Here is a 24,947-nt window from a genome sequence, read left to right on the forward strand (position 1 = left end):
GTTACCGATGCCCGGCCGTCACCGTCCCGATCCCCAGCGCGATATACACGCTGCCCGTCACGTACTTCTGCCAGCGGGCGAAGACCCGGTTGCCTTGCAGCCTCTTCCCCACCGTGCCCGCCAGCAGGGCGTAAGTTCCGTCGCTGAGGGTCGCCAGCAGCAGGAACAACGCGCCGAGGATAAGCGTCTGGAGGGCCACCGGGCCGCGTTCGGGCCTCACGAATTGCGGGAGAAAGGCCAGGAAGAAGAGGGCGGTCTTGGGGTTGAGGGCGTTCACCAGGGCGCCCTGCCAGAACACCCGGCTCAGCCGTCTGGGGGCGGGAAGGTTGGGCGCGTGGACCTCCTCCCGGGCCAGCAGCGTTCGGACGCCGAGGTACACGAGATAGAAGGCTCCCAGAACCTTCACGGCGCTGAACAGCAGCGCGGAGGACAGGACGAGCGCCGAGATGCCGACCGTCGCCGCGAGGACGTGGACCAGGCCGCCCGTCTGCACCCCAAGCGCCGAGACGAGTCCGGCCCGACGCCCCTGATGCAGGCTGCGCGCGACGATGTACAGCACCGACGGCCCCGGCACGACCAGCAGCGCCAGCGCGGCGACGACGAAGAGGGCGAGCGTGGATGGGTCGGGCATGGGGAAGCCTCCTTGACCTCGGCGTCGGGAGGGTTTCCGCGACGGGACTGAGGCTCAGTTATGCAGCTCCGTCTGGAGGTGTCAAGCGGCGGACCCGGAGACACTCCCCGGCGACACCACGCCGATCGGGGCAGAGCCTCCCGGGCCGCGCTCGGGCCACGTCACTCACCTCCGTTACGAAACGTTTACGCCCCCCGCCGCATCCTTCGGTGTCCGGCGATTTCTTGTGCGTTTTCGTCTCCCACGGAGGACCTGATGAGCATTACGACCCGGCGGCGGGGTGCCGCCATCCTGCTGGGGCTGAGCCTGGTGCTGGGGGCCTGCTCCAGCCCCGCGCCCGGCACGCCACCGACCGAGACTCCCCCCACCGAAACTCCCCCGCAGAATTCCGCGCCCGCCGCGCCCACGGGGCTCACCGCCACCCCCGGCCCATCCGGCATCGTGCTGAAGTGGAACGCGAACACCGAGAGCGACCTCGCCGGGTACAGGGTGTTCAGGGCAGCCGCGGAAGGCGGGCCCCTCCAACTCCTGACGCCGCAGCCCATCCAGGCGACGACGTGGACCGACACCTCCGCGCCCGAAGGCGCCACGCAGTATTACCAGGTGGTCGCGGTTGATACTGCGGGCGCCGCGTCTCCAGCCGCGACCGTGAGCGCGACGCGGCCAGCCGAGGCGTCCAAAGTGGAGGTCCAGAACCTCACGGCGGCGCCCGGGAGCGACCGCATGGTGTTCAACCGCATCGGGCCGCTCGTCAACCCGCCGAGCAACCGCGTCCACGACCGGGCCACCTTGCGGGTGAAGAACGTTGGCGCGGGAGACCTGCACATCACGGACCTGGCGGTCTTGGGGCCGTGGACAGTGACGCCCAGCCCGAGTGCCTCGTCGCCCCTGACAGTGCCGCCGGGCAGCTCGCTGGACCTCATCGTCCGGTTCGTCGCCGAGGGGCCGGGCAACGTGGCGAACCACCTGCACGAGGGCAGCCTGACAATCACCTCGGACGGCGGGAACATGGCGGTGAAGCTCGCGGGGCTGTGGCAGCGCCTGCCGGAGAACAACGTGGAGCCTAGCGTAGACCAGATTCGCCGGGCCTTCGGCTACACCTTCAGCTTCGTGGACCCCGGGGCGCCGGTCGGCGACTATCAGGTCATTCCCGGCCTCGACCACCAGGGCCGGGTCGCCCCCAACGGCGACGAGGTGATCTCCCCCCACTGGCAGCAGGCCGACCCGGCGCAGCCCGTGAGCGTCACGCCGCTCGCCGCCTTTCACACCCAGGGCAACCCCGCGACCCTCTCTTGGTTCCCCAAGGGTGCGTCCGACCTCCACCGCATCGTCACGACTGCGGGCAGTGACGCTCAGGCGGTGCTCCCGACCTCGGGCGAGACGGGCGTGGCGACGGCGACCTTTACGCCGAGTGGCACCTTCGGCCTCAACGTGGACGGCGCCGAGTGGAGCGACCCCACGAAGAACAAGCACGGCCCCGACCTCGCGGCGGGCTGCGCGGAGCCGTGCGGGCACCACATGCGCTTCTGGCCGGTGAAGGACAGCGCGGGGCAGCCGCTCCCGAACACGTACCTGATGATCATGGACTACGCGGGGGTGAACTACGACTACAACGACAACATGTACCTGATCTCCAACATGAAGCCCGCGCCGCTGCTCGTCAATGTCGGCGGTCCTACCTTCACTGCCCCTGACGGCAACGTGTGGGTGGCAGACAACTACAACTACACGGACCAGAATGGCGCCAAGAAGCTCGCCACCTATTACACGCCGAGTAACGCTATCGCGCAGCCCAATACTCCCACCACGGTTGCCATTGCGAATACCGACAACCCGCAACTGTACCGCACCTACCGTCACAACAGGCTCGACACGCCGCTCGACCAGCGGGTGATGACGTACCATTTCCCGCTCGACAACGGCAGTTATCAGGTCAAGCTGCACTTTGCCGAGATCAACTGGAACGCGGCGGGCAAGCGCGTCTTCAATCTGAGCGTGGAGGGCGTGCCCATCCTGAACAACTTCGACATCTTTGCCCAGGCAGGCGGGAAGAACCGGGCGCTGGTCATTCCCGTGCCCAACGTGCAGGTGACGGACAAGGAGCTGACGATCCAGCTCAAGGCCACCGTGGACTTCCCCAACATCTCGGGCATCGAGGTCTCGCGATAGGGGTTCCAACTCTGGAGATCGCCCCCAAGCAGCATTGGCTCTTGGGGATGGTTCTTCGGCTGTGGGGCGACCAGGGAAAGCGTGAGCCTTCAGACCGCGGGGCTGCTTCCCGTCGGGTCCCCCGAGGAGGGAGGTGACAGCGGGAGGGCCTGCCAAAGGAGACCCGACCAGGGGGACCGAGCGGGTGTGCGGCAGACAGTAACGCCTCTTACCTTACGTTTGAAAGCCCTTCTCCTTTTTCTCCTGTTACTTGTGATGTACTGGGCAACATGAGTGGTCCTGACCGTCTTTCCGTCGCCATCGTGGGCGGCTCCGGGTACGCGGGCGGGGAGTTCCTGCGCCTGGCGCTGGGGCACCCGCACCTGAACGTCACGCAAGTGACGAGCGAGCGCAGCGCGGGGCAGCCCGTCGCCCTCGTCCACCCTAACCTGCGGGGGCGCACCAACTTGAAGTTTCGCAAGGCCGCCGAGCTGGAGGAGGCGGACATCCTCGTGCTGGCCCTGCCGCATGGGAGCGCCGCCAGGCGAATGGCTGAGTTCGAGGGCAAGGCGCGGGTGATCGTGGACCTGTCCGCCGACTTCCGCCTGAAGGACCCGGAGGTCTACCGGGCGACGTACGGCGAGGAGCATCCCACGCCGGAGCGGCTGAACGAGTGGGTGTACGGCAATCCCGAGCTGCACCGCGAGGAGCTGCGGACGGCCACCCGCATCGCCTGCGCGGGCTGCTTCGCCACGAGCGTGATCCTGCCGCTGTATCCGCTGCTGAAGCTGGGCGTGCTACTCCCCAAGGACATCATCGCCACCGGGCTGGTGGGGTCGAGTGCGGCGGGCGCGAGCGCCACCGAGGCGAGCCACCACCCTGAGCGGGCCGGAAGTCTGCGGGTGTACAAGCCGGTCGGCCACCGCCACACGGCCGAGGCGCAGCAGGAGTTGCCGGGCCGCTTCCCGCTGCACCTGACCGCGATTAGCACGCCCAACGTGCGCGGCATCCTGACGACCATCCAGGCCTGGATTCCCGACGGCTACTCCGACCGCGACGTGTGGAGCGCCTACCGCGAGGTGTACGGCCAGGAGCCCTTCATCCGCATCGTGAAGGTCGCCAAAGGGATTCACCGCTACCCCGACCCCGTGCTGCTGGACGGGACGAATTACTGCGACCTGGGCTTCGAGATGGACCTGGACTCGGGCCGGGTGGTCCTGATGAGCGCCATCGACAACCTGGTGAAGGGCACGGCGGGGCACGCCCTCCAGAGCCTGAACATCGCCCACGGGTGGGACGAGACGGCGGGGCTGGAATTCGCGGGGCTGCACCCGGCCTGAGGCAGACTCAGACGGACGGCGGCAGGCGCACGACGCTCAGCATGTAGCGGCCGAAGGCCTGAATGGCCTGGTAGAAGTGCTCGAAATCCACGGGCTTGACCACATAGCTCGCCGCGTGCGTCTGGTACGAACGCAGGATGTCCTCGTCGGCCTGGCTGGTGGTCAGGACAATCACGGGGATGCTCCTCAGGTCGGGGTCGCGCTTGAGTTCGGCCAGCACCTCCAGCCCGTTCATGCGCGGCATGTTGATGTCGAGCAGGATGATGTCCGGGCGGGGGGCGTCCTCAAAGCCGGGCTCGTGATGCAGGAACTCCAGGGCCTCCACCCCGTCCCGGGCGACATGCAGCCGGTTGGCGACCCCGGCCGAGGCAAACGCCTCCTCGGTCAGGATGATGTCCGGTTCGCTGTCCTCGACGAGCAGGATCTCGATGGGGGTGGGGGTGGGCGTGGTCATCGGTATCTCCCGTCGTTCTCAGCGCAGTCTGACGCATGAGCTTGACCCAACCCTGAACCGCGCTTCACCGGGCCACAACGGTCCCTTGAGGCTCCCTTTGCCTGCTTCTCGGGCTAGCCTGTGCCGCGTGAACATCCTGCAAGCCGCGCTGGGGGGCGGCGCGATTTTCCCCGACCCCGAAACCCTGCTGGACGGCCTGACTTTCGAGGTGGCGACCCGCACCGTCCCGGGCGTTCCGTACACCCTGGCGGACCTGCTCGCGCACCTTTCCGTGACGCAGCGCGCGAGTCTGGACCTCGCAGCGGGGCGGACGGATACCTGGCCGGAGGGGCTGGACCTGTGGCCGGGCCTGGCGGACGAACGGGCGCTCGACGCCTGCCTGACTGACCTGCGGCTGGGCCTGGCCGAGGCTCAGGCGCTGGCGGCTGATCCCTCTGGCCGGGCGCGCGACCTGCTCACCGACCTCGCCGCCCACAGCGCCTACCACTGGGGCCAGGTGGCCCTGCTGCGCCGGGTGCTGGGCGAGTGGCCGCAGTGACGCCACCGGAAGGGACGGACGAGGCGCCCCGGGTGTGGGTGGGCAGCCTCAACCCGGCGAAGGTGACTCCCGTCCGCGAGGTGTTCCAGGCCTGGTGGCCGGGGGCACGGGTGGAGGGCGTAATGGTCCCCAGCGGCGTGCCCGAGCAGCCCATTGGCGAAGCGCAGACACGCGAGGGCGCCGTGAACCGGGCAAGGGCGGCGCTCACGCAGGCTGGGGGACGGGGCCTGGGCCGTGGGCCTGGAGGGCGGCGTCCTGCTCGCCGGGGCGGAGGGACGGCTGTTCGGGATCGTGGCGGTTGCCCATGCCCGGAACGGCCAGGTCCGGGTGGAGGTCTCACGCACGGCCGATCTGCGCCTGCCCCCGGCGGTGACGGACCGGGTCCGTACCGGGGAAGAACTCGGGGTCGTGATGGACGAACTCCTCGGCGTGACGGACATCAAGCGCGGCGTGGGCAGCGTGGGGGCGGTGACCGGTGGCCTGGTCACCCGCGCGGACGTGTGGCGGCAGGCGGTGGCACTCGCCGCGGCTCCCTTAAGGGACGCTCTGCCGGGGGGCGCGGGCCTCTACTCCGGCTAGGACTGTACCCTGGAGCATGACGCAAGGCACCGAGGTCAGCAACAACGAGGCCGAACGCCGCTACGAACTCAAGCAAGGCGGGCGCGTGGTCGGGATCGCCGAGTACCGCCCGGCCGGGGACGCGGTGATGTTCACCCACACCGAGGTCGAGGAGGGCCACGAGGGCCAGGGCCTCGGCTCGCAACTGATCCGGGCCGCCCTCGACGACGTGCGCTCGCAGGGCCGCCAGGTCGTGCCGATGTGCCAGTTCGTCGCCGCCTACATCCGCGAACACCGGGAGTACGTGGACCTGGTGCAGCCGGGGCAGCGGGGCGTGTTCAGGCTCTGACCCTGTTCCTGGTTCAGAAACAGCCTTACCTTCCTGACACCTGGGTGGGCGGAGGCGCAGGCTCGGGGACATGACGGCTCCTGCCTCTTCCCCTTCCCCCGCCGTGCCGTGGGTCACGCGCCTCACACTGCTGCTCACCGCGACCCTCACCATCATGAGCGGGGCGACCATCGCGCCCTCGCTGCCCGCCATGCAGGCGCACTTCGCCGGAGTGCCCAACGCCGACGTGCTGGTGCGGCTGACCGTGACGGTGGTCGGCCTCGCCATCGCGGTCAGCGCCCCGCTCAGCGGCTACCTCACCGACCGGATCGGGCGGCGCCCAGTCCTGGTGGCGGCCATGCTGCTCTATGCCCTGGCCGGATCAAGCGGGCTCTACACCCCCAACCTCTGGACCCTGATGCTGGGCCGGGTGCTGCTGGGCCTGGCGGTCGGGGCGACCATGACGGCAGGCTCGGCGCTCGTGGCCGACCTCTTCGCCGGGGCGGAGCGGGCGCGCTTCCTGGGCCTCCAGAGTGCCTTTACCAGCCTGGGAGGTGTGATTTTTCTCCCGCTGGGTGGGCTGCTGGCGAACGTGGGCTGGCGTGCCCCCTTCGCGGTGTACCTGGCGGCCCTGCTGATCGTGCCGCTGGCCCTGCGGCTGCCCCGGGGGGAGACGGCCCGACCGGGGGTGGCGGCCTCGGATGCGGAGCGCATTCCCTGGCGGCTCGTCGGCCCGGCCTACGCGGTGGCGCTCGTGTACATGGTCGTCTTCTACCTGATGCCGACTCAGCTCCCCTACCGGCTGGAGGGACTGGGGGTAGCCCCGGCGCGGGTGGGCTTCGTCATGGGAATCAGCACCCTGTCGGGCGCCCTCGCCGCGCTGTGGTTCTCGCGCCGGGGCGGGACGCGTACGCCAGCCCTCACGACAGGCCTGAGCCTGCTCGCGCTGGCGACCGGGTGGACGCTAGTTAGCCTCGCCCCGGGAGCCCTCTGGGTCGTTCCGGGCCTGATGATCGGCGGGGCGGGCGCGGGGCTCGTCACACCCAACCTGAACACCTTCCTCGCCGCACTGGCCCCCGCCCACGCCCGGGGCCGGGTGTTGAGCGGCCTCTCCGCCAGCATCTTCCTGGGCCAGTTCCTGTCGCCGCTCCTCGCACAGCCCTTCGTGCGGGGCGATGACGTGAGCCACGCCTTCGGGGCGGGCGCGATCTTCGCGGCCCTGGTCGGGGTGGGGCTGGCGCTCACCGGCTGGCGGCTCGCGGTGCGCCGGGCCGCCAGGACAGGCTAAGGCTGAAGCAATGCTCCTTCTTTTCATTCGCTGCTCTTCTGCGCCCATTGGATTTCATATGCTACCTTCCCAGCCATGATTATCGTCAAGGTGGGCGGAAGCGCCGGAATCGACTACGACGCCGTATGCGCCGACCTAGCCGGACTGTGGAAGGAAGGGCAATGGTTCGTCCTGGTGCACGGCGGCAGCGGGGAGACGAACCGCGTCGCCGAGGCCCTGGGCCACCCGCCGCGCTTCGTGACGAGCCCCAGCGGCTACACGTCGCGCTTCACCGACCGCGAGACGCTCGAAATCTTCGAGATGGTGTACTGCGGCAAGATGAACAAGGGCATCGTCGAGCGGCTGCAACGCCTCGGCGTGAACGCGGTTGGCCTGAGCGGACTCGATGGGCGCATCTTTGAGGGCAGGCACAAGGACAGCGTGCGCGCCGTCGAGAACGGCAAGGTGAAGGTGCTGCGCGGCGACCACACCGGCACCGTCGAGCGGGTGAACGTGGATCTGGTGAACCTGCTCCTGGGTGCGGGCTACCTGCCCGTCCTGACCCCCCCCGCCGCGAGCTACGAGGGCGTGGCGATCAACGTGGACGGCGACCGGGCCGCCGCCGCCCTGGCGGTCGCCCTGAAGGCCGACGCCCTGCTGCTGCTCTCCAACGTGCCCGGCCTGCTGCGGGAGTACCCGGACGAGGGCAGTTTGATTCCCACCATTCCCGCGAACGACGTGGAGAGCTACCTCGACTTCGCTCAGGACCGCATGAAGAAGAAGGTGCTGGGGGCTGCCGAAGCCGTGCAGGGCGGCGTGAAGCGCGTGATCTTCGGGGACGCCCGCACCGGACGGCCAGTGAGCGCGGCGCTGGCGGGGGCGGGGACGGTGGTGAGTTGAGACGGGGTGAAGGGACAGCCCGGTGAATTTTGGAGGATGTGGAGGGCCAGGTCCTGAATTGCCCTTCCCAGACGTTGTTCTTTCTCCCTCCCCTTGAGGGGGAGGCCGGGACTCGCAGAGGGGGTGAGTGGCCTCGCCCCTCGGCGCGGTGAGGCGACAAGGCCTCTTGACCGCGTTGGCGTTTGCCCGGTCGCCCCCTCACCCCGGCCCTCTCCCGCCAGGGGAGAGGGAGAAAACCCTAACCCGCGCTATCCTCCCCACCCGATGACGCCCGCCGACTTGCTCTCTTTTCTCGCCAAGCGTGGCGGGCGCGAGTTCGCGGTGACCGCTTGTATGCGGCAGGGGCGCGGGAAAAAGGCGCGGCTGCACGAGGTCGGCGTCTACCGCCTGACCGCCCGCGGCGACGAGGTGCAGGCGACCGGGCCAAGCGGACAGACGCGGCTGCTTTCCCAGGCGACGTTTCTGGACCTGTTCGGCAACTACGAATTCAGGGCACCCGAGCCAACCGGCGTCCTGACCGACCTGGGGCCGCTGTTCTGCTGAAAGGCGAGGGGCCGGACACCTCACCTGTGCCCAGCCCCTGACCCGCTGCCGTTTACTGCTGGCTGTTCGGAATGGTGAACGCCTGGAGTTTCACCGTCACGTCGCGGGTCTGCCCATCCCGCTGCACGGTGAGGCGCAGGGTGTCGCCGATCTTCTTGTCAATCACGGCGCGGCGCAGGTCGTCGCCCTCGCTGACCGGCTGGCCGTCCACAGCGGTGATGATGTCCCCGCCCGTGGCGATCTGGTCCTGGCTGTTCTGGCGCCCGCTGCCCTGCGCGGCGGACACGTTGCCGCCCTTCAGCCCGGCCCGTGCGGCGGGGCTGCTGGGGTACACCTGCTGCACGAGCAGGCCCGTGGCCGGGAGCTTCAGGCTCTGGCGCTCATCCTGCGACAGGGCGCTGAGGTCGCTGAACAGGATGCCCAGGGTGGGCGTCTGGATCACACCGCCCGCCTGGAGCTGCGGCAGCAGGCGCTTGACGGTGTTCACGGGGATGGCGAAGCCCACGCCCGCGTTCTGGCCCACGCCGCTGACGGCCCCCGCCGGGGACAGAATCTGGGTGTTCACGCCGATCACCTGCCCGGCGCTGTTCAGCAGCGGGCCACCCGAGTTGCCGGGGTTGATCGCCGCGTCGGTCTGGAGGACGGGCTGCTCGACCTCCTTGGTTCCGACCGGCACGGTGCGCTCCACGCTGGAGATGATGCCCTCGGACACGCTGAAGTCCAGGCCAAAGGGGGCGCCCATCGCAATCGCCTTGAGGCCCACGTCAAGCTGCGAGGAGTCACCCAGCGGGATGGGCTTGATCGCGCCCTGCGGCAGCCCCTCAGCGCGGATCAGGGCGAGGTCGAAGTCGGGGGCGCGGCCGATGACCTTGGCCTTGTAGGTCTGCTTGTTGCCGTGCAGACGGATGGTGATCTCGCTGGCGCCCTCGACGACGTGGTTGTTCGTAATGATGTCGCCCTGCGAGTTCACAAAGAAGCCGCTGCCGGTGCCCTGCTCCACGCCGCCGCCCTCGGGGGCACCGGGAACGTTGAAGCCGAACTGGTCCTGAAGCTGCTTGCGAAGCTGCGCCTGGGGGCTGTCCTGGGTACTCTCGGTGACGCTGACGTACACCAAGCCGTCCTGGCGAGCCTTGACGACCTGCACGGTGTTGGCCTCCGACTCGGTGCGGGCACGGCCCGAGTCGTAGGTCGTGGTGATGGAGGGGGTGGCGGCCTGAGCGGTCACGGCAGGCGGGGTGTTCGCCACCTGGGCATTCGACCGCTCCGACAATTCAAAGCCCGCAAACGCGCCCAGCGCGAGGGTGCCCGAGAGGGCGAGGAGGGAAAGGTTTTTGTTCATACGCGGAGTCTGCCGCGCCTCGGTTACGCGGCGGTTAAAACGAAAGGGGTATGAACTTCAACCCACCGCCGCCGCGCTCGCCCGCCCGGCATTCCGCCCGCTGAACAGGCAACCGCCCAGGAAGGTGCCCTCCAACGCCCGGTAGCCGTGCATCCCGCCCCCGCCGAAACCCGCGACCTCGCCCGCTGCGTAAAGGCCCGGCATGACCTCGCCCCCCGGACGCAGGACGCGGCCCTGGAGGTCCGTCTCCAGCCCGCCCAGCGTCTTGCGGGTCAGAATGTTGAGCCGCACGGCGATGAGCGGGCCACCCTCCGGGTCGAGGATTGGCGCGGGTTTAGTGACGCGGAACAGCCGCTCGCTGCGGAGACCCCGCGCCCCCCGGATCAGGGCGAGCTGGGTGTCCTTGCCCACGTCGTTCAGGAGCTGCATGTCGCGCTCGCGCACCTCCCGCTCGACGGTGGCGGGGTCGAGAAGGTCGTTGCCGACGAGACCATTCATCCCGGCCACCAGGTCGCGCAGATTGTCCCGCACCACGAAGTCCTCGCCGTGATCCATAAACGCCTGCACCGGCCCCTGCACGCGCCCGGTGGCGCGGCGCAGGGTTAACTGCACGTTCCGTCCCGTCAGGTCGGGGTTCTGCTCGCTGCCCGAGAGGGCGAACTCTTTCTTGATGATCTGACGGTTGAGCAGGAACCAGGTGTAGGGATACCCGCTGCGGGTGATGTGCGTCAGCGTGGCGAGCGTGTCGAAGCCGGGGTAGTGCGGGAAGGGCACCCGCCGCCCGGTGGGGTCGAGCCACAGGCTGCTGGGGCCGGGCAGGATGCGGATGCCGTGGCTCGGCCAGACCGGGTTCCAGTTCCGCAACCCTTCAGTGTAGTGCCACATCCGGTCGGGATTCGTCAGGCTGGCCCCGGCGTTTTTCACGATGCCCTGAAGTTCGCCGTCCACGTACCTCGGCACGCCCGCGACCATGAACTCGGGGGGAGGCCCCAGCCGCTCGACCGGCCAGTTCCGCCGCACGAGGTCGAAGTTGCCGCCGATACCGCCGGAGGTGACGACGACTGCGCCCGCGTTCAGGCTGAAGTCGTCCACGACCACGCGGGAACTCGCTTGGCCGCGCGCCTCGTTGGATGGTTCCAGAACCTGCCCGTGGACACCATGGACGACGCCGTTCGTCATGTTCAACCCACGAACACGGTGCCGGAAGCGGAACCGGATACGGCCCGCCGCCACGTGTTCTCTTACCCTCCGCTCGAACGGCTCGACCACGCCCGGCCCCGTGCCCCAGGTGATGTGAAAGCGTGGCACGCTGTTCCCCGGCCCACTCGCCCCCTGTCCGCCACGCTCGGCCCAGCCGACAGCGGGAAACCAGCGCACCCCCATCGCGTGCAGCCACGCCCGCTTCTCCCCTGCCGCGAAGTCCACGTAGGCTTCGGCCCATTTTCTCGGCCAGTGGTCCTCGGGGCGGTCGAAGCTCGCGTTGTTCAGCCAGTCGCTCCAGGCCAGCTCGCGCGAGTCGCGAATGCCCAACCTGCGCTGCTCGGGCGAGTCCACCAGAAAGAGGCCGCCGAAAGACCAGTATGCCTGCCCACCCAGGTTCTGCTCACCTTCCTGGTCCAGCAGCAGCACGCGCTTTCCGGCGTCGGCAATCTGGGCTGCGGCGACAAGTCCGGCCAGTCCGGCGCCGACGACAATCACGTCTGTATCGGGGGTGGGCATGGGGCAACACTACAGGGAAAAGGGGAGGAGGCCCGCTCCAGCCCCCGTCTGTCGCCCTAAGCAACGTGCGGGCCTCACCCTCGTTCAGCAAGACAAAAGCCAGCCCCCGCCGTGGAGGGCAGGGGCCGGAGGCCGGACTGGACTTTGGTTACTTCTTCCGCTTGGCGGGGGCGGGACCTTTCTTACCGCCGCCGCCGCCCGTGCGCTCCTTGGCGTCGCGCATGAAGGAGCGGAGCTTGGCCTCGAACTGCGGGCTCTGGCGGCCGATGGCGCGGGGGCGCGGCACCTCCTCGGGTTCTTCCAAAAGCTCCTTGATGGAGAGGTCGAGGCGGCCCCGCTCGTCGCGGCCCAGCACCTTGACCTCCACGTTCTCGCCTTCGCGGACGTGGTCGTGGATGTTCCGCACGAAGGAGTGCGCGATCTGCGAGATGTGGACGAGGCCGGTCTCGCCGTTCTCGAACTGGATGAACGCGCCGAAATCGGTCACGCGCGTCACGCGGCCCTCGACGACCGCGCCGGGGTCAAGCTGCACCAAGGGTGCCCTCCTGAATCAGCATAAGTCACATTCTATATCACGCCCGGCCCGGCTGCATGCGCCGAGATGAGACGGGGGTGTACGACAAGCCGCCCACACCGGGGGAAGCCGCGGGCCCCAAGCCCGCAAACCGTCGGCGCGTTCTGAAGGCCCTCCCGATGAGACAGGCCGGGTAGAGTGGGGACCGATGAAGCTTCGCGGCACGCTCGGCGGCATGAACCTCCTCCTCGAACCGGGCGACACGGCGGGCAGCGTCTCGCAGGCCCTCGCCCCCCGCACGGAACTTCTCGGCGCCAGCGTGACGCTGGAAATCCAGGGCGACACCGACCCGGGCGCCCTGGAGACGGCCCTTTCCGCCATCCGCGCGGCGGGCGGCACGCCGGGCCGGGTGCGTGCCCCCCGCGTCACGGTGACCGGCCCGGGCGGCGAGGAGGGCAGCGCCCGCACCGTGATCCTGCCCCACGGCGTGCGCGCGGGCTTCCGCGGTGAGTACCGGGGCAGCGTGGTCATCCTGGGCGACGTGAACCCCGGCGCCGAGGTGGTGGCGGGCGGCGACGTGATCGTGATGGGGGCGCTGCGGGGCGTGGTCCACGCGGGCCACGGCGGGAACGCCGACGCCATCGTGTGGGCCCGGCCCATCGCCAGCGCCCAGATTCGCATCGGCGACGCCGTGGCCCGCGCCCCCGAGGGCAGCAGCCTCAGCACCATGCGGAAGCTGGAGGGGCCAAGTGACGCCGAGCTCGCCCGGCTCCAAGGCGGCGTGATCGTGATCGAGCCGCACCGGTAGGCCAGGCCGAGGGATGGTGAGGGACCAATGGCCGGGTCGCGCTGGCTACCCTGGGAGCAATGGAGCCGGTGCAAATCACCCATCTCAACGCGAAGCGCAGGCGGCTGTGGCCGACGCCCGACTTCGGGGCGTTCTTCATGTTCTTCGGCATTTCCGGCACGGACTGGAACCGCGAGGAGCGCTTGCAACAACGCTTCGAGCGCGAGTATTACCGGCAGATCGTCACGCTGAGGCTGTCCGGCAAGGTGCGGCCGGGCCGATATGCCCTGCACGGGCTGCCCGGCGAGGCCAAGCAACGCGGCTGGACCGTGACGGCGGACGGCAGGGCGACCAGCACACTGAGCGACGAAGGCCTGGGCGAGCTGAGGGCCTGGCTGGCGCGGGGCGAGCGCGAGGTTCTTCCCGGCCCGCTGGGGTGAAAGCCGCCTCCCACCACCTTTCCTGAATCGATTCAGCCCCGCCGCTTTCCTGCTACGCTCTGACCCATGACCCAGGGCCTCTCCGGCGAGCTGAAGTGGTGGCAACGCGGCATCATCTACCAGATCTACCCCAGATCATTTCAGGACGCCTCGGGCGACGGGGTGGGTGACCTGCGCGGCATCACGGTGCGGCTGCCCTACGTGGCGAGCCTGGGGGTGGAGGCGGTGTGGCTCTCCCCCATCTTCACGAGTCCGATGCGCGACTTCGGGTACGACGTGGCCGACTACTGCGACATCGATCCCCTCTTCGGCACGCTGGAGGATTTCGACGCGCTGGTCGCCGAGGCGCACCGCCTGGGGCTGAAGGTGATGCTGGACTACGTGCCCAACCACACCTCCTCGGATCACGCCTGGTTCCGGGAGGCATTACAGGGCAAGGACAGCCCGAAGCGCGACTGGTACGTGTGGCGCGACCCGGCCCCGGCTGGCGGCGCGCCGAACAACTGGAAGTCCTTTTTCGGGGGCGGGGCGTGGACGCTGGACGAGGCGAGCGGGCAGTATTACCTCCACCAGTTCCTGCCCAGCCAACCCGACCTGAACTGGCGCAACCCCGAGGTGCGGCGGGCGATGGCCGACGTCCTGCGCTTCTGGATGCGGCGTGGGGTGGACGGCTTCCGTGTGGATGTGATCTGGCTGCTCGCCGAGGACGAGCGCTTCCTGGACGAGCCCCAGAACCCCGAGTGGCAGCCGGGCCAGATCGAGCACGCGAGCCTGGAGCACATCTACACCCAGGACCAGCCGGAGACGCACGAGTACATCCGCGAGCTGCGGCAGGTGCTGGACGAATTCTCCACCCCCGAGCACGACCGCATGATGGTGGGCGAGATTTACCTGCCGGTCGAGCGGCTGCTCCCGTATGCGGGCACGCGGGACGCCCAGATGGTCCACCTCCCTTTCAACTTCCACCTCATCCTGATTCCATGGGACGCCGTTCAGATCCGCGAGTTCGCCGACATGTACGACGCCGCGTGCCGCCTGGCCGACACCTGGCCGAACTGGGTGCTCGGCAACCACGACCAGCACCGCTTCAAGACGCGGGTGGGGGCGGCGCAGTACCGGGTCGCACAGACACTGCTCCTCACCCTGCGCGGCACCCCGACCGTCTACTACGGCGACGAGATCGGCATGGAGAACGTATCCATCCCCTTCGAGAAGATGGTGGACCCGGCGGGTCTTCAGCAGCCCGACGTGCCTGCCGCTAGTCGCGACCCCGAGCGCACGCCGATGCAGTGGGACAGCGGCCCCAACGCGGGCTTCGCCCCGGCAGGTGTCGCGCCCTGGCTGCCCCTCGCCCCCGACGCCGACCGGGTGAACGTGCAGGCCGAGGAGGGGGACCCGCGCAGCGACCTGAACTACTTCCGGGCGCTGACGCGGCTGCGGCGGGAGCATCCGGCGCTGGTGGGCGGGGAGTACCGGTCCCTGGACGCCGGGCACGCGGACGTGTTCGCCTTCGAGCGCAGGCTGAGGGACGAGCGGCTGACCGTGCTGCTCAACTTCGGCGGGGAAACCCGGGAGACAGGAGACCTCGCGGCGGGCGAGACACTGCTGAGCAGCCTGAATGACACCCCGGCGAGCGGCGCGGCGCTGAGGCCGAACGAGGCGCGGATTCTGCGGTAGACGGCGCGGGACGCGAGCGGGAACGCCGAGACCCGGCGGACTCAGCTCCTGCTATTCCTTGTCCAGCCGCGCAAAATAGGCGGTCGCGCCCGACCGGAGGCCACTCTTGGCGTACAGGCGATGCACTTCCGGCGCCCGGCGTCCCGTCACCAGCATCACTTTGTACGCGCCCAGCGCTCGGCCCAGGTCCACCGCGCGTGACATCAGCGCCGTGCCGATGCCCTGCCCACGTGCGTCCGCATGGGTCACCACGTTTTCGATGAGGGCGTAAGGCCATGCCCCCTGCGTGAGGTTGGGCACCACCACGAGCGTGACGGTGCCCAGGAGTTCGCCCCGTTCCGCGACGAGCACGTGAATCTTGGGATCAGCGAGCAGGGCCTGCCAGGCCGCGAGGGCCGCCGGTTCGTCCGGTTCCGGGGAGGACGGGCTGAATTGCCGGTAGAGCGTTTGAAGGCCCGGCAGGTCGTCGTGGCGCGCCTGTCGAAGCAGCAACGTGGACATGACGGCAGTCTAGGGCTGCCTGGAGTTCACCCCTGCAGCCGAACAAGGCGCGAATCGTTCGCAGGTACCCCCCTCCACACCCCGGGGCCGTATCCTCACCCTATGGGCTTTCTGATTCGCTTGCTGGTGAATGCGCTGGCGCTGTACCTGGTCTCGCGGACGTACGCGGGCGTCTCCTTCGCGACGGGTGCGGACGTGGGAAGCATCCTGATCGCCGCCCTCGTGCTGGGCATCGTGAACGCGCTGATCCGCCCGGTGCTGCTGCTCCTCAGCCTGCCGGTCAACCTGCTCACGCTGGGCCTCTTCACGCTCGTGGTCAACGGGATCGTGCTGTGGCTGGTGGCGAGCGTGACGGCGCTGGACGTGGCGGGCTTCGGCGCCGCGATCGTGGGGGCGATCATCCTGGCAATCATCAGTTGGATTCTCGACGCGGGTGTCAGCGCGCTGGGGCTGGACGGGGGGCGGCGTTGACTTCAGTGATGCCGCGCGTGGTGGAGAGCTCCACCGAACTCCGGCAGAAGTTGCTGCGAGCCGGACAAGTGGGTCTGGTCCCCACGATGGGCTACCTGCACGAGGGCCACGCCACGCTGATCCGGCGTGCCCGGGCCAAGTGCGACACGGTGGTCGTCAGCGTGTTCGTCAACCCGAGGCAGTTCGGGGCGAACGAGGACCTGGGCCGCTATCCACGCGACCTCGACCGGGATCTGAGAGTCGCGGGCGAGGCAGGCGCCGACCTGCTCTTTCACCCCGACGTAGACACGATGTACCCGCCGGGCTACGCCACGACCGTCTCGGTGGGCGGCGTCTCCGGCCCGCCCGAGGGCACCTCGCGCCCCGGCCACTTCGACGGGGTGGCGACGGTGGTCCTCAAACTCTTCAACCTCGTGCAACCGCATAGAGCGTACTTCGGGGAGAAGGACTGGCAGCAGCTCGCGGTCGTGCGGCGGATGGTGGGCGATCTGAACGTTCCGGTCGAGGTCGTGGGCGTGCCCACCGTCCGCGAGGCGTCGGGGCTGGCCCTGAGCAGCCGCAACTCCTACCTGACCGACGAGCAACGAGGCCGGGCGGTGATCCTCTCCCGCGCATTAGGGGCCGTGCAGGAGGCCGCGCTGTCGGGTGAGCTCGATACGGCGAGGCTTCGCCAGGCGGGGCTGGACGTGCTGGGGCAGGACCCCGAGGTGGACCTCGACTACCTCACGGTCGTGGACGGTGACATGCGGGAAAGAGGGCGTGTGGAGAATGATCCCATGACCCGCGTGCTGGTGGCCGCCCGGATGTTCGGCGTGAGGCTGATCGACAACCTGCCCCTGTGGCCGGAGGGGGACCCGGCGTGACCCTCGACGAGCTGCTGCACGAGATGGTGGGGCGCCGCGCCTCGGACGTTCACCTCCAGGTCGGCAGCCCGCCGATGGGCCGGGTGGACGGCCACCTGCTGCCCTTCGGGACCCAGCCGCTGGGTCCGGCCGACACGGCCGCACTCGCGCAGGCCCTGCTGACGCCCGACCAGTGGGAGGACTTCGGCTACCGCAACGAACTCGACCTCGCGCACAGCGTGCCGGGGCTGGGCCGCTTCCGCTGCAATGTGTTCCGGCAGCGCGGCGCGGTCGGCATCGTGATGCGGACGGTGATGGTCAACATCCCGGGCTTCGAGACGCTGGGCCTGCCCGCCGAGATCATGCGGGCCTTTGCCGAGACGTCGCGCGGCCTGGTCCTTGTCACGGGCCCGACGGGCAGCGGCAAGAGCACCACCCTCGCCTCGCTGATCGACTACATCAACCAGACGTCCGCGTACAACATCATCACGGTCGAGGACCCCATCGAGTTCCTGCACCGCAACCGCAAGAGCCTGGTCGTGCAGCGCGAGGTGGGGTCGGACACCCGCGACTTCCGCACCGCCCTGAAGTACGCCCTGCGTCAGGACCCCGACGTGATCATGATCGGCGAGATGCGCGACAAGGAGACGGTCGAGGCCGCCCTCTCCGCCGCGCAGACCGGGCACCTCGTCCTGAGCACGCTGCATACCCAGGACGCCGTGCGAACGGTGAACCGCATCATCGACTTCTTCGCCCCGCACGAGCGCGACCAGATCCGGGTGCAGCTCGCCGAGTCGCTCGTGGGGATCATCAGCCAGCGGCTGCTGCGCCGCGCCGACGGCCTGGGCCGCGTGCTGGGCACCGAAGTCCTCCTGAACACCCCGCTCGTGCAGGAGTACATCAAGGACGAGGAGAAGACCTACCTCATCAAGGACGCCCTGATCGAGGACAACATCCGCGGGATGCACACCTTCGACCAGCACCTCGTGCAGCTCTACCGCCACCACCTCATCACGCTCGACGAGGCACTCGACCACGCGACCAGCCCCCACGAGGTGCGCCTGATGGTGACCCGGGCGGGCTTCGCGTCCTGAGGCCGGTGCGTGGCGCAACCCCGCTGAACCAAACGGGCGACCTGACCTATACTGGACCGCCATGACCAAGACACGCATTCCCATGACGCAGCGGGGCTACGACAAGCTGCGGGAAACATTGCAATACCTCAAGACCACCCGCCGCGAGCAGATCAGCGAGTACATGGGCTCGGCCATCGCCGACGGCGACCTGCGCGAGAGTGCGGCCTACGACGAGGCCCGCATGCAGCAGAGCGAGAACGAGGCGCGCATCATCGAACTCGAAGACCAGCTCGAACGCGCCCAGATCATCGCCGAGGACGCCTCGGGCGGGGCGGGCCTGGGTGCCCGGGTCCGCGTGCGCGACGAGAAGGGCAAGGAACACAACTTCGAGCTCGTCGGCACCTACGAGGTGGACGTGCTCAAGGGCAAGATCAGCGACGCCAGCCCCATCGGCCAGGCGCTCAGCGGCGCCCGCCCCGGCCAGACCGTCACCGTGCAGCTTCCCAAGGGCACGGCAAAATTCGAGGTGCTGGACGTCAGCTACAGCTAAGGCGCCGAAGGGCGAACGGGAGAGGGCGGGGGAAACTCCGTCTTCTTTTTTAGGGCTGAGGTGAGGCGGCTTGGGGCTCGCGTCCTCCCGGAACCCCCCTCACCGAGCGCCAACAGACGAACCCGTCAACAGCCCGAATGGGTACAATGCGGGCGCCTTCTGGAATCACTTCCAAGCCTATTTCACCCACCGGAGGACCACCTCATGACCATCAAGCGTTCCAGCGGCGTGCTGCTGCATCCCACCAGCCTTCCCGGCCCCTACGGCATCGGTGAACTCGGGGCGCAGGCGCGGCATTGCGTGGACTGGCTGGCGCAGGCCGGGCAAACCTACTGGCAGGTGATGCCGCTCGGCCCCACCGGGTACGGGGACAGTCCCTACCAGGCCTTCAGCGCCTTCGCCGGGAACCCCTACCTGATCGACCTCGCCACCCTGCGGGAGGAGGGGCTGCTGGGAGATGGGGACTTTGCCGACCTGCCGACCTTCAGCCCGGACCGGGTGGATTTCGGGCTCCAGTACGTGTGGCGGAACGGGATGCTGCGGCGGGCCTACGCGCATTTCCTGGGCGGCAGCGCGGGGCATCTGAAGGCCGATTTCGAGACGTTCAAGACGGAGGAGGCCGCCTGGCTGGACGACTACTCGCTCTTCGCCGCCCTCAAGGACGAGCAGGGCGGGCTGCCGTGGAACGCCTGGGAGCCGGGGCTGCGCGACCGCGAGCCGGGGGCGCTGGCGGCGGCGCGGGGGCGGCTCGCCTCCGACATCGAGCGGGTGAAGTTCATCCAGTTCCTGTTCTTCCGGCAGTGGACGGCCCTGCGCGGGTACGCCCGGGAGCGGGGGGTGCAGGTCATCGGGGACATCCCGATCTTCGTGGCGATGGATTCCAGCGACGCCTGGGCGAACCGGGAGCAGTTCTACTTTGACGACCAGGGGCAGCCCACCGTGGTGGCGGGTGTGCCGCCGGACTACTTCAGCGAGACGGGGCAGCTCTGGGGCAACCCGCTCTACCGCTGGGACGTGATGAAGGCGGACGGGTTCCGCTGGTGGATCGAGCGCTTCCGGGGCAGCCTGCACCTGTACGACCTCATCCGCATCGATCACTTCCGGGGGCTGGCGGGCTACTGGGAGATTCCCTTCCCGGCCGAGACCGCCATCCACGGGCAGTGGGTCCCCGCCCTTGGCCACGAGATGCTGGAGGCCGTGCAGAAGGCGCTGGGCAGCATTCCCATCATCGCCGAGGACCTGGGGGTCATCACCCCCGACGTGGAGAAGTTGCGCGACGACTTCGAATTGCCCGGCATGGCGGTGCTGCAATTCGCGTTCGGCGGGGGCGACTTCAGCGTGAACGCCTTCCTGCCGCACAACCTGCGGGTGAATCAGGTCGTGTACTCCGGCACCCACGACAACGACACCTCGCGCGGCTGGTGGCGTAACGCCGACGAGGCCGAGCGGCACAATTTCCGCACGTACACGCACAGCCACCCCACCGAGGAGACGTTCGCGTGGCAGCTGATCGAGCTGGCCTTTGGGAGCCGGGCGGACCTCGCCATCGTGCCTCTTCAGGACGTGCTGAACCTGGGCAGCGAGTTCCGCATGAACCTGCCCGGCACGACCGGCCCGCAGAACTGGACCTGGCGCTACCGGGAAGGCGAACTGCGCCCGGAGCTGGCGGCGAGGCTGCGGGAAGTGACCGAGCGGTCGGGCCGCCTGGCGCAGCTGTAAGGGGTGAGGAGGAGGGGCAGTGGACTTGAGCCTTATCCCACTCCCCCCTTCCCACAACCCACTACCCTGTCTCCCATGAAGCTCTATACGAAGACCGGCGACGACGGCTCCACTGGCCTCTACGGCCCCGAGCGGGTCAGCAAGACGCACGTGCGGGTCGAGGCCTACGGCACGGTGGACGAACTCAACAGCGCGGTGGGCCTGGCCCGGGCGCACAATGCCGCCAGTGAGTCGCCGGACGGCGAGCTGGAGGCCGACCTCGAATACCTCCAGAACGCTCTCTTCGATGTGGGCGCCGACCTCGCCACCCGCCAGGGCAGCGTTTCGGCGAGCAAGATCAGCCGCCTGGACGACCAGGACGTGGCCCACATGGAGGCGATGATCGACCGCTACCAGGAGGTCGCGCCCGTCTTCAGGGGCTTTGTCCACCCGGGAGGCACCCTCACCGCCGCCGCCCTCCATATCGCCCGCACGGTCGCCCGCCGAGCCGAGCGCGAGGTGATCCGGCTCGCGGAGGTCGAGGAGATCAACCCGGCCGTCCTCGTCTACCTCAACCGCACCTCCGACCTGCTGTTCGTGATGGCCCGCGCCGTCAACCAGCGGTCCGGCGTGAGCGAACACGCCTGGCTGGTGAAGGGGCGGCGGTAGGAGCCGCAACCGGGGTCACGACGCTGGTCCTGTCACGAAAACGCGGTGAGGGGTCTTCTGCCGGAAGCGGGTGGGAGACCCTTTCCTACTTCATATTCAGGAAGTCCAGAATGGCCCGTGCAATCGCCGTCGCCACCCGGTCGCGGTAGGCGGGCTGGGCAAGGCGGGGACCCTCGACCGGGCTGGAGCCGAAGCCGATCTCGATCAGGATGGCGGGCGTGGTCGGGTTGCGGATCACGTAAAAGGCGTCGGTCTGCACGCCCCGGTTCACGGCGCCCGTCGCGGAGATCAGGTTCGCCTGGACCTTCTGGGCGAGCTGGCGCGAGAAGGCGAGCTTGGCCTGGGCGAGCAGGTCTCCGAGCAGGCTTTGGGCGCTGTTCGCGGCCCGGCGTGTCAGCTCCGCACCGACGCTCCCACCACCGTTTTCCGTGATGGCGCGGCTGCGGCTGGCGTCGAGCGGTTGCCCGAAGTAATACGTCTCGATGCCCTGCCCGGCGGGGTTGGTGGAGGCGTTGACATGGATGCTGACAAAGGCGCTCGTTTTGCCCGTCGTCGCCAGCCGGGAGCGCATGTCGAGGTCCGTGGCCTTGTCCGCGCTCAGGTCCGTGTTCGTCTCGCGGGTCATGACCACGTCCACCCCGTGCTTTCGCAGCTCGTCACGCACGCGCAGGGCCACGGCGAGCGTGGCCTCGTGTTCCTGCACCCAGCGGCTCCGCATGCCCGGGTCCACGCCGCCGTGCCCGGGATCGAGGACCACGCGCGGGCGGGCCGGCGCCCGGGTGCCGGTGGGACGGGTCACCGCGGCGGGTGCCGTGCGGACGGGCGTGGACGGCACCTTCGCGGCGGCGGCGCTCGTCGGCACGTCGATCACCAGCCGGGCGCCCTGGCCGTCCCTGGGAGGTAACACGCTCACCTTGGCGCTCGCGTGGTCCTTCGCCAGCTTGATGGTCACGGTGCTGCCCTTCACTGTGTAGGCCGTGACGCCGGGGGCACTCAACTTCCCCCCCGCGGCGGAGAGGCTGACCCCGAGTTTTACCGTCACGCTCTGGCCGCTCACCTTGGTGCTGGCGGACGTGGTGCGCGGCAGGTCGAACACCACCCGCGTGTAGCCGTCGTGCGTGCCCACGCGGGGGGCGGCGAGGACGGTGGACGCGGCGAGCAGGAGGAGGAGAAGGAGACGCTTCACCGGGACGAAGTGTAGCGCCCGCCGCACCGTGAAGGAATCACAAAAGATGAGCCGGGGGGGCCGCCCCACCTGAAGCTCACCTGACGCGCCTGCTCATGCCGCTCAGGGGGGCCGGGTTAGGGTGGGGGGCATGAACCGCCTGCTCCTTCCGCTGCTGGCCTCGCTCTTTCTGGGGGCGGGGGGCGCCGTCAACTTCGGCGGGCTGAACATCACGCCGCGGGGTCCCCAGAACCTGAACCTGGAGACGGGGGCGACCGACCTCCCGCAGGGCGGCACCGTGGCCGACGCCCGCACCGGGCTGCGGCTGACGGCTGCCCGGCTGCACCTCGAACCCGGCACCCGCTTGGTTGCCCAGCAGGCCACGCTCACCACCCGGCAGGGGGGCACCTTGCGCGCACCGAACGTCACCTACGACCTGGGGCGGGGCACCGTCACCGCGTCGGGCGGCGTGACCTACGGGGACGCGCGGCTGAAAAACCTCACGGCGAACCAGATGGTGATTCACCTGAAGACCGGGTTCGTGAGCGCCCTGGGCGGAGTGAAGGCCCAGACGCCCGCCCTCAGCGGGACCGCCCTGGCCTTCGATCTCCGCACCGCGCAGATTCTGGTCTCCGGCCCCTACCGGCTGGGCCAGGCGCAGGGGGACGCGAACGATCATCTGCTGCTGACCTTCGGCGGCAACCGACTGCTGCGGGCCGTCCGGCCTGACACGGCCAACCTCGCCCGCTTCACGCCCTACCTGAAGTGAGGCGGCGGGTGCCCGGCACCCCTACTCTTCTGACTCTTCGGGGCCGGTGTCGCCACAGCCGAAGCGGTCTTCCAGGTGGGTGAAACCCAACACCTGGCACACGAAGATGCGGGTGAGGTGCGGGTCGAACTGGCGGCCCGCCTCGGTAATGAGGTAGTCGACGGCCTCCTGGTAGCTCCAGGCGCGCTTATAGGGCCGGGTGCTGAGCAGGGCGTCGAACACGTCCGCGATGCTGACGATGCGGGCGCCCAGCGGGATGTGGTGGCCGCTCAGGCCGATGGGGTAGCCCCGGCCGTCCCAACGCTCGTGGTGGTGGCGCACGGCGTCCAGCGTCTGGAGCGGCAGGAACAGCAGGTCCGCGAGAAGCTGCACGCCCCAGGCAGGGTGCTGGCGGATGACCGCGTGTTCCAGGGGATCAAGTGGGCCGGGCTTTTGCAAGATTGCCTGCGGCACCCGGGCCTTGCCCACGTCGTGCAGCGCCGCCCCCCAGCGAACCGCGCGGACCTCGGCGGGGCTCAGCCCGGCGGCCGCCGCCAGACGCTCGGCGAGGTCGACGATGCGGCGCACGTGGTCGGCCTGCCAGGCGTCCTGGCTGACACCCAGCAGCCGCACCACCTCATCCAGGGCGCGCTCGGTGTCCTGGAGGCGTTCGGCGGTGCGAAACGCGTGCTGCGCGGCGGGTGCGAGCGGTTCCAGCGACCCGGCGATGTACCCGCCCCGGCTGGCCCAGGCGACGCGGGCCACCTGGCTGCCCTGGCGGGTAGTCAGGGTGACTTCCTCCAGCACGCCCCCGGCGCCGCGCAGCACCCCGGGGTGACGGGCACGGTCGTAGCGCAGCCAGCGGTGCAGTGGCTGACCGCTCGCCTCGGCGGGGGGAATGCCGGTCACGGCCTCCCAGGCCCCGCCCACCTCCAGGATCAGCCCGGCCCCGTCCAGCAAGAACAGGGCCGCGGGCTGCGTCTCCAGCAGCAGTTGGGCCAGCCCGGGCCGCTCACCCTGGGGAACGGCGGGGCGGGTGGCGGGGCGGCCGGGGGCCGGGGTGAGGGGGTAATCGAAGAAGTCCAGATCCTCAAACACGCGCCCTCCGCCGCCCCCGGGAGGTCACGCGCGCGTGTTGGCAGGGGCCGGGCCTCATACCGGCACAGACTAAGCTCAGCCGTGTGATAAGGATGTGAGGAGAAATCCTCACACGGCCTCCCCCACCTGGGGGATCACGCTAGGGTGGGGCATGCTTCGTGTGTTGTTCGTGGGGGACGTGTACGGCCAACCCGGCCGCCGGGTGCTGGCGAATCATCTGCCAACCATCCGTCGGAGCTTTGACTTCGTGATCGTGAACGGCGAGAACGCCGCCGGGGGCTTCGGGCTGCACCGCGAGGCTGCCGACGCGATCCTGAAAGCCGGGGGGGACTGTATCACTCTCGGCAACCATGCCTGGCACCACAAGGATGTGTTTTCCTTAATGCTTGATGAGGAACATTATCCCATCGTGCGGCCGCTGAACTATGCCGACCCCGGTACCCCGGGCGTGGGCTGGCGGACGTTCCAGGTGCGGGGGGCGGACGGGACCCGGGAGCGCCTGACCGTCGTGAATGTGCTTGGCCGGGTCTTCATGGAGGCCGTCGCCAACCCCTTCCGGGCGATGGACGAGCTGCTGGAGCGGGAGGGGCTGGGCAACGTCTTCGTGGACGTCCACGCCGAGGCGACGAGCGAGAAGGCGGCACTGGCGTGGCATCTGGACGGGCGGGTCGCCGCCGTGATCGGGACGCACACGCACGTGCCGACGGCGGACACGCGCATTCTGCCGGGTGGGACGGCCTTCCAGACGGACGCAGGATTCACCGGCCCCCTGAACAGCATCATCGGGGCGGACCCGGAGGGACCCATTCAGAAGTTCCTGACTGAACGCCCGCACCGTTTCGGGGTGGCGGGGGGCCTTGCGGAGCTGAACGGGGTGATTGTCCAGATGGCGGGAGGGAAGGCCCTGGCCGCCGAGCGTTACCGTTACGCCGAGGAGGGCTGACGC

27 protein-coding genes and 1 pseudogene are annotated in these 24,947 nt (G+C 69.1%); 20 read left to right on the forward strand and 8 right to left on the reverse strand.

Going from position 1 to position 24,947, the window contains the following annotated elements; translation table 11 throughout:
• Position 1: 1 nt before the first annotated feature.
• Complete coding sequence (locus F784_RS0100750; RefSeq protein WP_019584769.1) at positions 2-631, reverse strand: LysE family translocator; 630 nt, start codon at positions 629-631, stop codon at positions 2-4.
• 255 nt (positions 632-886) lie between these two features.
• Between F784_RS0100750 and F784_RS22085 the strand changes: the two genes are divergently transcribed.
• Positions 887-2,800 carry a malectin gene (locus F784_RS22085; protein WP_019584770.1) on the forward strand — a complete coding sequence of 638 codons (1,914 nt, stop codon included), beginning with the start codon at positions 887-889 and terminating at the stop codon, positions 2,798-2,800.
• 269 nt (positions 2,801-3,069) lie between these two features.
• Positions 3,070-4,119 (forward strand): N-acetyl-gamma-glutamyl-phosphate reductase, encoded by a 1,050-nt coding sequence (gene argC, locus F784_RS0100760; protein WP_026332162.1) that lies wholly within the window; start codon positions 3,070-3,072, stop codon positions 4,117-4,119.
• A 7-nt stretch (positions 4,120-4,126) separates the two neighbouring features.
• Here argC and F784_RS0100765 read toward each other — a convergent pair whose 3' ends face one another.
• Positions 4,127-4,573: a response regulator gene (locus tag F784_RS0100765; RefSeq protein ID WP_019584772.1), complete on the reverse strand. Its 447-nt coding sequence runs from the start codon at positions 4,571-4,573 to the stop codon at positions 4,127-4,129.
• Positions 4,574-4,700: 127 nt separating this feature from the next.
• Between F784_RS0100765 and F784_RS0100770 the strand changes: the two genes are divergently transcribed.
• From F784_RS0100770 to F784_RS0100795, 7 genes and pseudogenes are all read left to right on the forward strand, one after another.
• Positions 4,701-5,111 carry a DinB family protein gene (locus F784_RS0100770; RefSeq protein ID WP_019584773.1) on the forward strand — a complete coding sequence of 137 codons (411 nt, stop codon included), beginning with the start codon at positions 4,701-4,703 and terminating at the stop codon, positions 5,109-5,111.
• A gap of 80 nt (positions 5,112-5,191) precedes the next feature.
• Positions 5,192-5,263: pseudogene (locus F784_RS27460) on the forward strand (DUF84 domain-containing protein); the annotation flags it as partial.
• A gap of 82 nt (positions 5,264-5,345) precedes the next feature.
• A complete protein-coding gene (locus tag F784_RS22090; protein ID WP_019584774.1) occupies positions 5,346-5,690 on the forward strand; it encodes a DUF84 family protein in 345 nt (114 codons plus the stop codon).
• 16 nt (positions 5,691-5,706) lie between these two features.
• On the forward strand, positions 5,707-6,018 hold the full coding sequence (locus F784_RS0100780; protein ID WP_019584775.1) for a GNAT family N-acetyltransferase: 312 nt from the start codon (positions 5,707-5,709) through the stop codon (positions 6,016-6,018).
• A gap of 70 nt (positions 6,019-6,088) precedes the next feature.
• Positions 6,089-7,285 carry an MFS transporter gene (locus F784_RS22095; RefSeq protein ID WP_051086914.1) on the forward strand — a complete coding sequence of 399 codons (1,197 nt, stop codon included), beginning with the start codon at positions 6,089-6,091 and terminating at the stop codon, positions 7,283-7,285.
• 75 nt (positions 7,286-7,360) lie between these two features.
• Positions 7,361-8,164: a [LysW]-aminoadipate kinase gene (locus F784_RS0100790; RefSeq protein WP_019584777.1), complete on the forward strand. Its 804-nt coding sequence runs from the start codon at positions 7,361-7,363 to the stop codon at positions 8,162-8,164.
• 264 nt (positions 8,165-8,428) lie between these two features.
• Positions 8,429-8,707: a hypothetical protein gene (locus F784_RS0100795; RefSeq protein ID WP_019584778.1), complete on the forward strand. Its 279-nt coding sequence runs from the start codon at positions 8,429-8,431 to the stop codon at positions 8,705-8,707.
• 52 nt (positions 8,708-8,759) lie between these two features.
• Here the strand turns inward: F784_RS0100795 and F784_RS0100800 are convergent, their stop codons facing one another.
• The 3 genes from F784_RS0100800 to F784_RS0100810 all read right to left on the reverse strand — a co-directional run bounded on the left by F784_RS0100800 (position 8,760) and on the right by F784_RS0100810 (position 12,300).
• A complete protein-coding gene (locus tag F784_RS0100800) occupies positions 8,760-10,046 on the reverse strand; it encodes a S1C family serine protease (protein ID WP_019584779.1) in 1,287 nt (428 codons plus the stop codon).
• Between the two features lie 57 nt (positions 10,047-10,103).
• Positions 10,104-11,765: an FAD-binding dehydrogenase gene (locus F784_RS0100805; protein WP_019584780.1), complete on the reverse strand. Its 1,662-nt coding sequence runs from the start codon at positions 11,763-11,765 to the stop codon at positions 10,104-10,106.
• A 148-nt stretch (positions 11,766-11,913) separates the two neighbouring features.
• A complete protein-coding gene (locus tag F784_RS0100810; RefSeq protein WP_019584781.1) occupies positions 11,914-12,300 on the reverse strand; it encodes a S1 RNA-binding domain-containing protein in 387 nt (128 codons plus the stop codon).
• A 187-nt stretch (positions 12,301-12,487) separates the two neighbouring features.
• On the opposite strand from F784_RS0100810, the gene F784_RS0100815 reads away from it, so the two are divergent.
• The 3 genes from F784_RS0100815 (at position 12,488) to F784_RS0100825 (ending at position 15,183) form a co-directional block, all read left to right on the forward strand.
• Positions 12,488-13,087 carry a septum site-determining protein MinC gene (locus F784_RS0100815; protein ID WP_019584782.1) on the forward strand — a complete coding sequence of 200 codons (600 nt, stop codon included), beginning with the start codon at positions 12,488-12,490 and terminating at the stop codon, positions 13,085-13,087.
• A 59-nt stretch (positions 13,088-13,146) separates the two neighbouring features.
• A complete protein-coding gene (locus F784_RS0100820) occupies positions 13,147-13,506 on the forward strand; it encodes a hypothetical protein (RefSeq protein ID WP_019584783.1) in 360 nt (119 codons plus the stop codon).
• Between the two features lie 66 nt (positions 13,507-13,572).
• The gene (locus F784_RS0100825) at positions 13,573-15,183 is read left to right on the forward strand and encodes an alpha-amylase family glycosyl hydrolase (RefSeq protein ID WP_019584784.1); all 1,611 of its coding nucleotides are present in this window, start codon (positions 13,573-13,575) and stop codon (positions 15,181-15,183) included.
• Between the two features lie 51 nt (positions 15,184-15,234).
• Here the strand turns inward: F784_RS0100825 and F784_RS0100830 are convergent, their stop codons facing one another.
• Positions 15,235-15,684, reverse strand: coding sequence for a GNAT family N-acetyltransferase (locus F784_RS0100830; RefSeq protein WP_019584785.1), 450 nt, complete (start codon positions 15,682-15,684; stop codon positions 15,235-15,237).
• Between the two features lie 102 nt (positions 15,685-15,786).
• On the opposite strand from F784_RS0100830, the gene F784_RS0100835 reads away from it, so the two are divergent.
• From F784_RS0100835 to F784_RS0100860, 6 genes are all read left to right on the forward strand, one after another.
• Entirely contained in the window at positions 15,787-16,155 is a 369-nt protein-coding gene (locus F784_RS0100835; RefSeq protein ID WP_019584786.1) for a phage holin family protein, read from the forward strand.
• A gap of 8 nt (positions 16,156-16,163) precedes the next feature.
• The gene (gene panC / locus F784_RS0100840) at positions 16,164-17,018 is read left to right on the forward strand and encodes a pantoate--beta-alanine ligase (protein ID WP_019584787.1); all 855 of its coding nucleotides are present in this window, start codon (positions 16,164-16,166) and stop codon (positions 17,016-17,018) included.
• Positions 17,015-18,091, forward strand: a complete 1,077-nt coding sequence (locus F784_RS0100845) for a type IV pilus twitching motility protein PilT (RefSeq protein WP_026332163.1) — start codon at positions 17,015-17,017, stop codon at positions 18,089-18,091. Before panC ends, F784_RS0100845 begins: the two co-directional genes overlap by 4 nt.
• A gap of 61 nt (positions 18,092-18,152) precedes the next feature.
• Positions 18,153-18,623 (forward strand): transcription elongation factor GreA, encoded by a 471-nt coding sequence (locus F784_RS0100850; RefSeq protein ID WP_019584789.1) that lies wholly within the window; start codon positions 18,153-18,155, stop codon positions 18,621-18,623.
• 204 nt (positions 18,624-18,827) lie between these two features.
• Positions 18,828-20,342, forward strand: coding sequence for a 4-alpha-glucanotransferase (gene malQ, locus F784_RS0100855; protein WP_019584790.1), 1,515 nt, complete (start codon positions 18,828-18,830; stop codon positions 20,340-20,342).
• A gap of 75 nt (positions 20,343-20,417) precedes the next feature.
• Positions 20,418-20,990: a cob(I)yrinic acid a,c-diamide adenosyltransferase gene (locus F784_RS0100860; RefSeq protein WP_019584791.1), complete on the forward strand. Its 573-nt coding sequence runs from the start codon at positions 20,418-20,420 to the stop codon at positions 20,988-20,990.
• Between the two features lie 85 nt (positions 20,991-21,075).
• Here F784_RS0100860 and F784_RS0100865 read toward each other — a convergent pair whose 3' ends face one another.
• The gene (locus F784_RS0100865) at positions 21,076-22,176 is read right to left on the reverse strand and encodes an N-acetylmuramoyl-L-alanine amidase family protein (protein ID WP_026332164.1); all 1,101 of its coding nucleotides are present in this window, start codon (positions 22,174-22,176) and stop codon (positions 21,076-21,078) included.
• Positions 22,177-22,306: 130 nt separating this feature from the next.
• On the opposite strand from F784_RS0100865, the gene F784_RS0100870 reads away from it, so the two are divergent.
• A complete protein-coding gene (locus F784_RS0100870; RefSeq protein ID WP_019584793.1) occupies positions 22,307-22,924 on the forward strand; it encodes a hypothetical protein in 618 nt (205 codons plus the stop codon).
• A gap of 21 nt (positions 22,925-22,945) precedes the next feature.
• Here the strand turns inward: F784_RS0100870 and F784_RS0100875 are convergent, their stop codons facing one another.
• Positions 22,946-24,001, reverse strand: a complete 1,056-nt coding sequence (locus F784_RS0100875) for an HD-GYP domain-containing protein (protein ID WP_019584794.1) — start codon at positions 23,999-24,001, stop codon at positions 22,946-22,948.
• Positions 24,002-24,152: 151 nt separating this feature from the next.
• On the opposite strand from F784_RS0100875, the gene F784_RS0100880 reads away from it, so the two are divergent.
• Complete coding sequence (locus F784_RS0100880; RefSeq protein WP_019584795.1) at positions 24,153-24,944, forward strand: TIGR00282 family metallophosphoesterase; 792 nt, start codon at positions 24,153-24,155, stop codon at positions 24,942-24,944.
• The last annotated feature ends 3 nt before the right edge of the window (positions 24,945-24,947 follow it).

The organism is Deinococcus apachensis DSM 19763, assembly GCF_000381345.1.
Taxonomy (GTDB): domain Bacteria; phylum Deinococcota; class Deinococci; order Deinococcales; family Deinococcaceae; genus Deinococcus; species Deinococcus apachensis.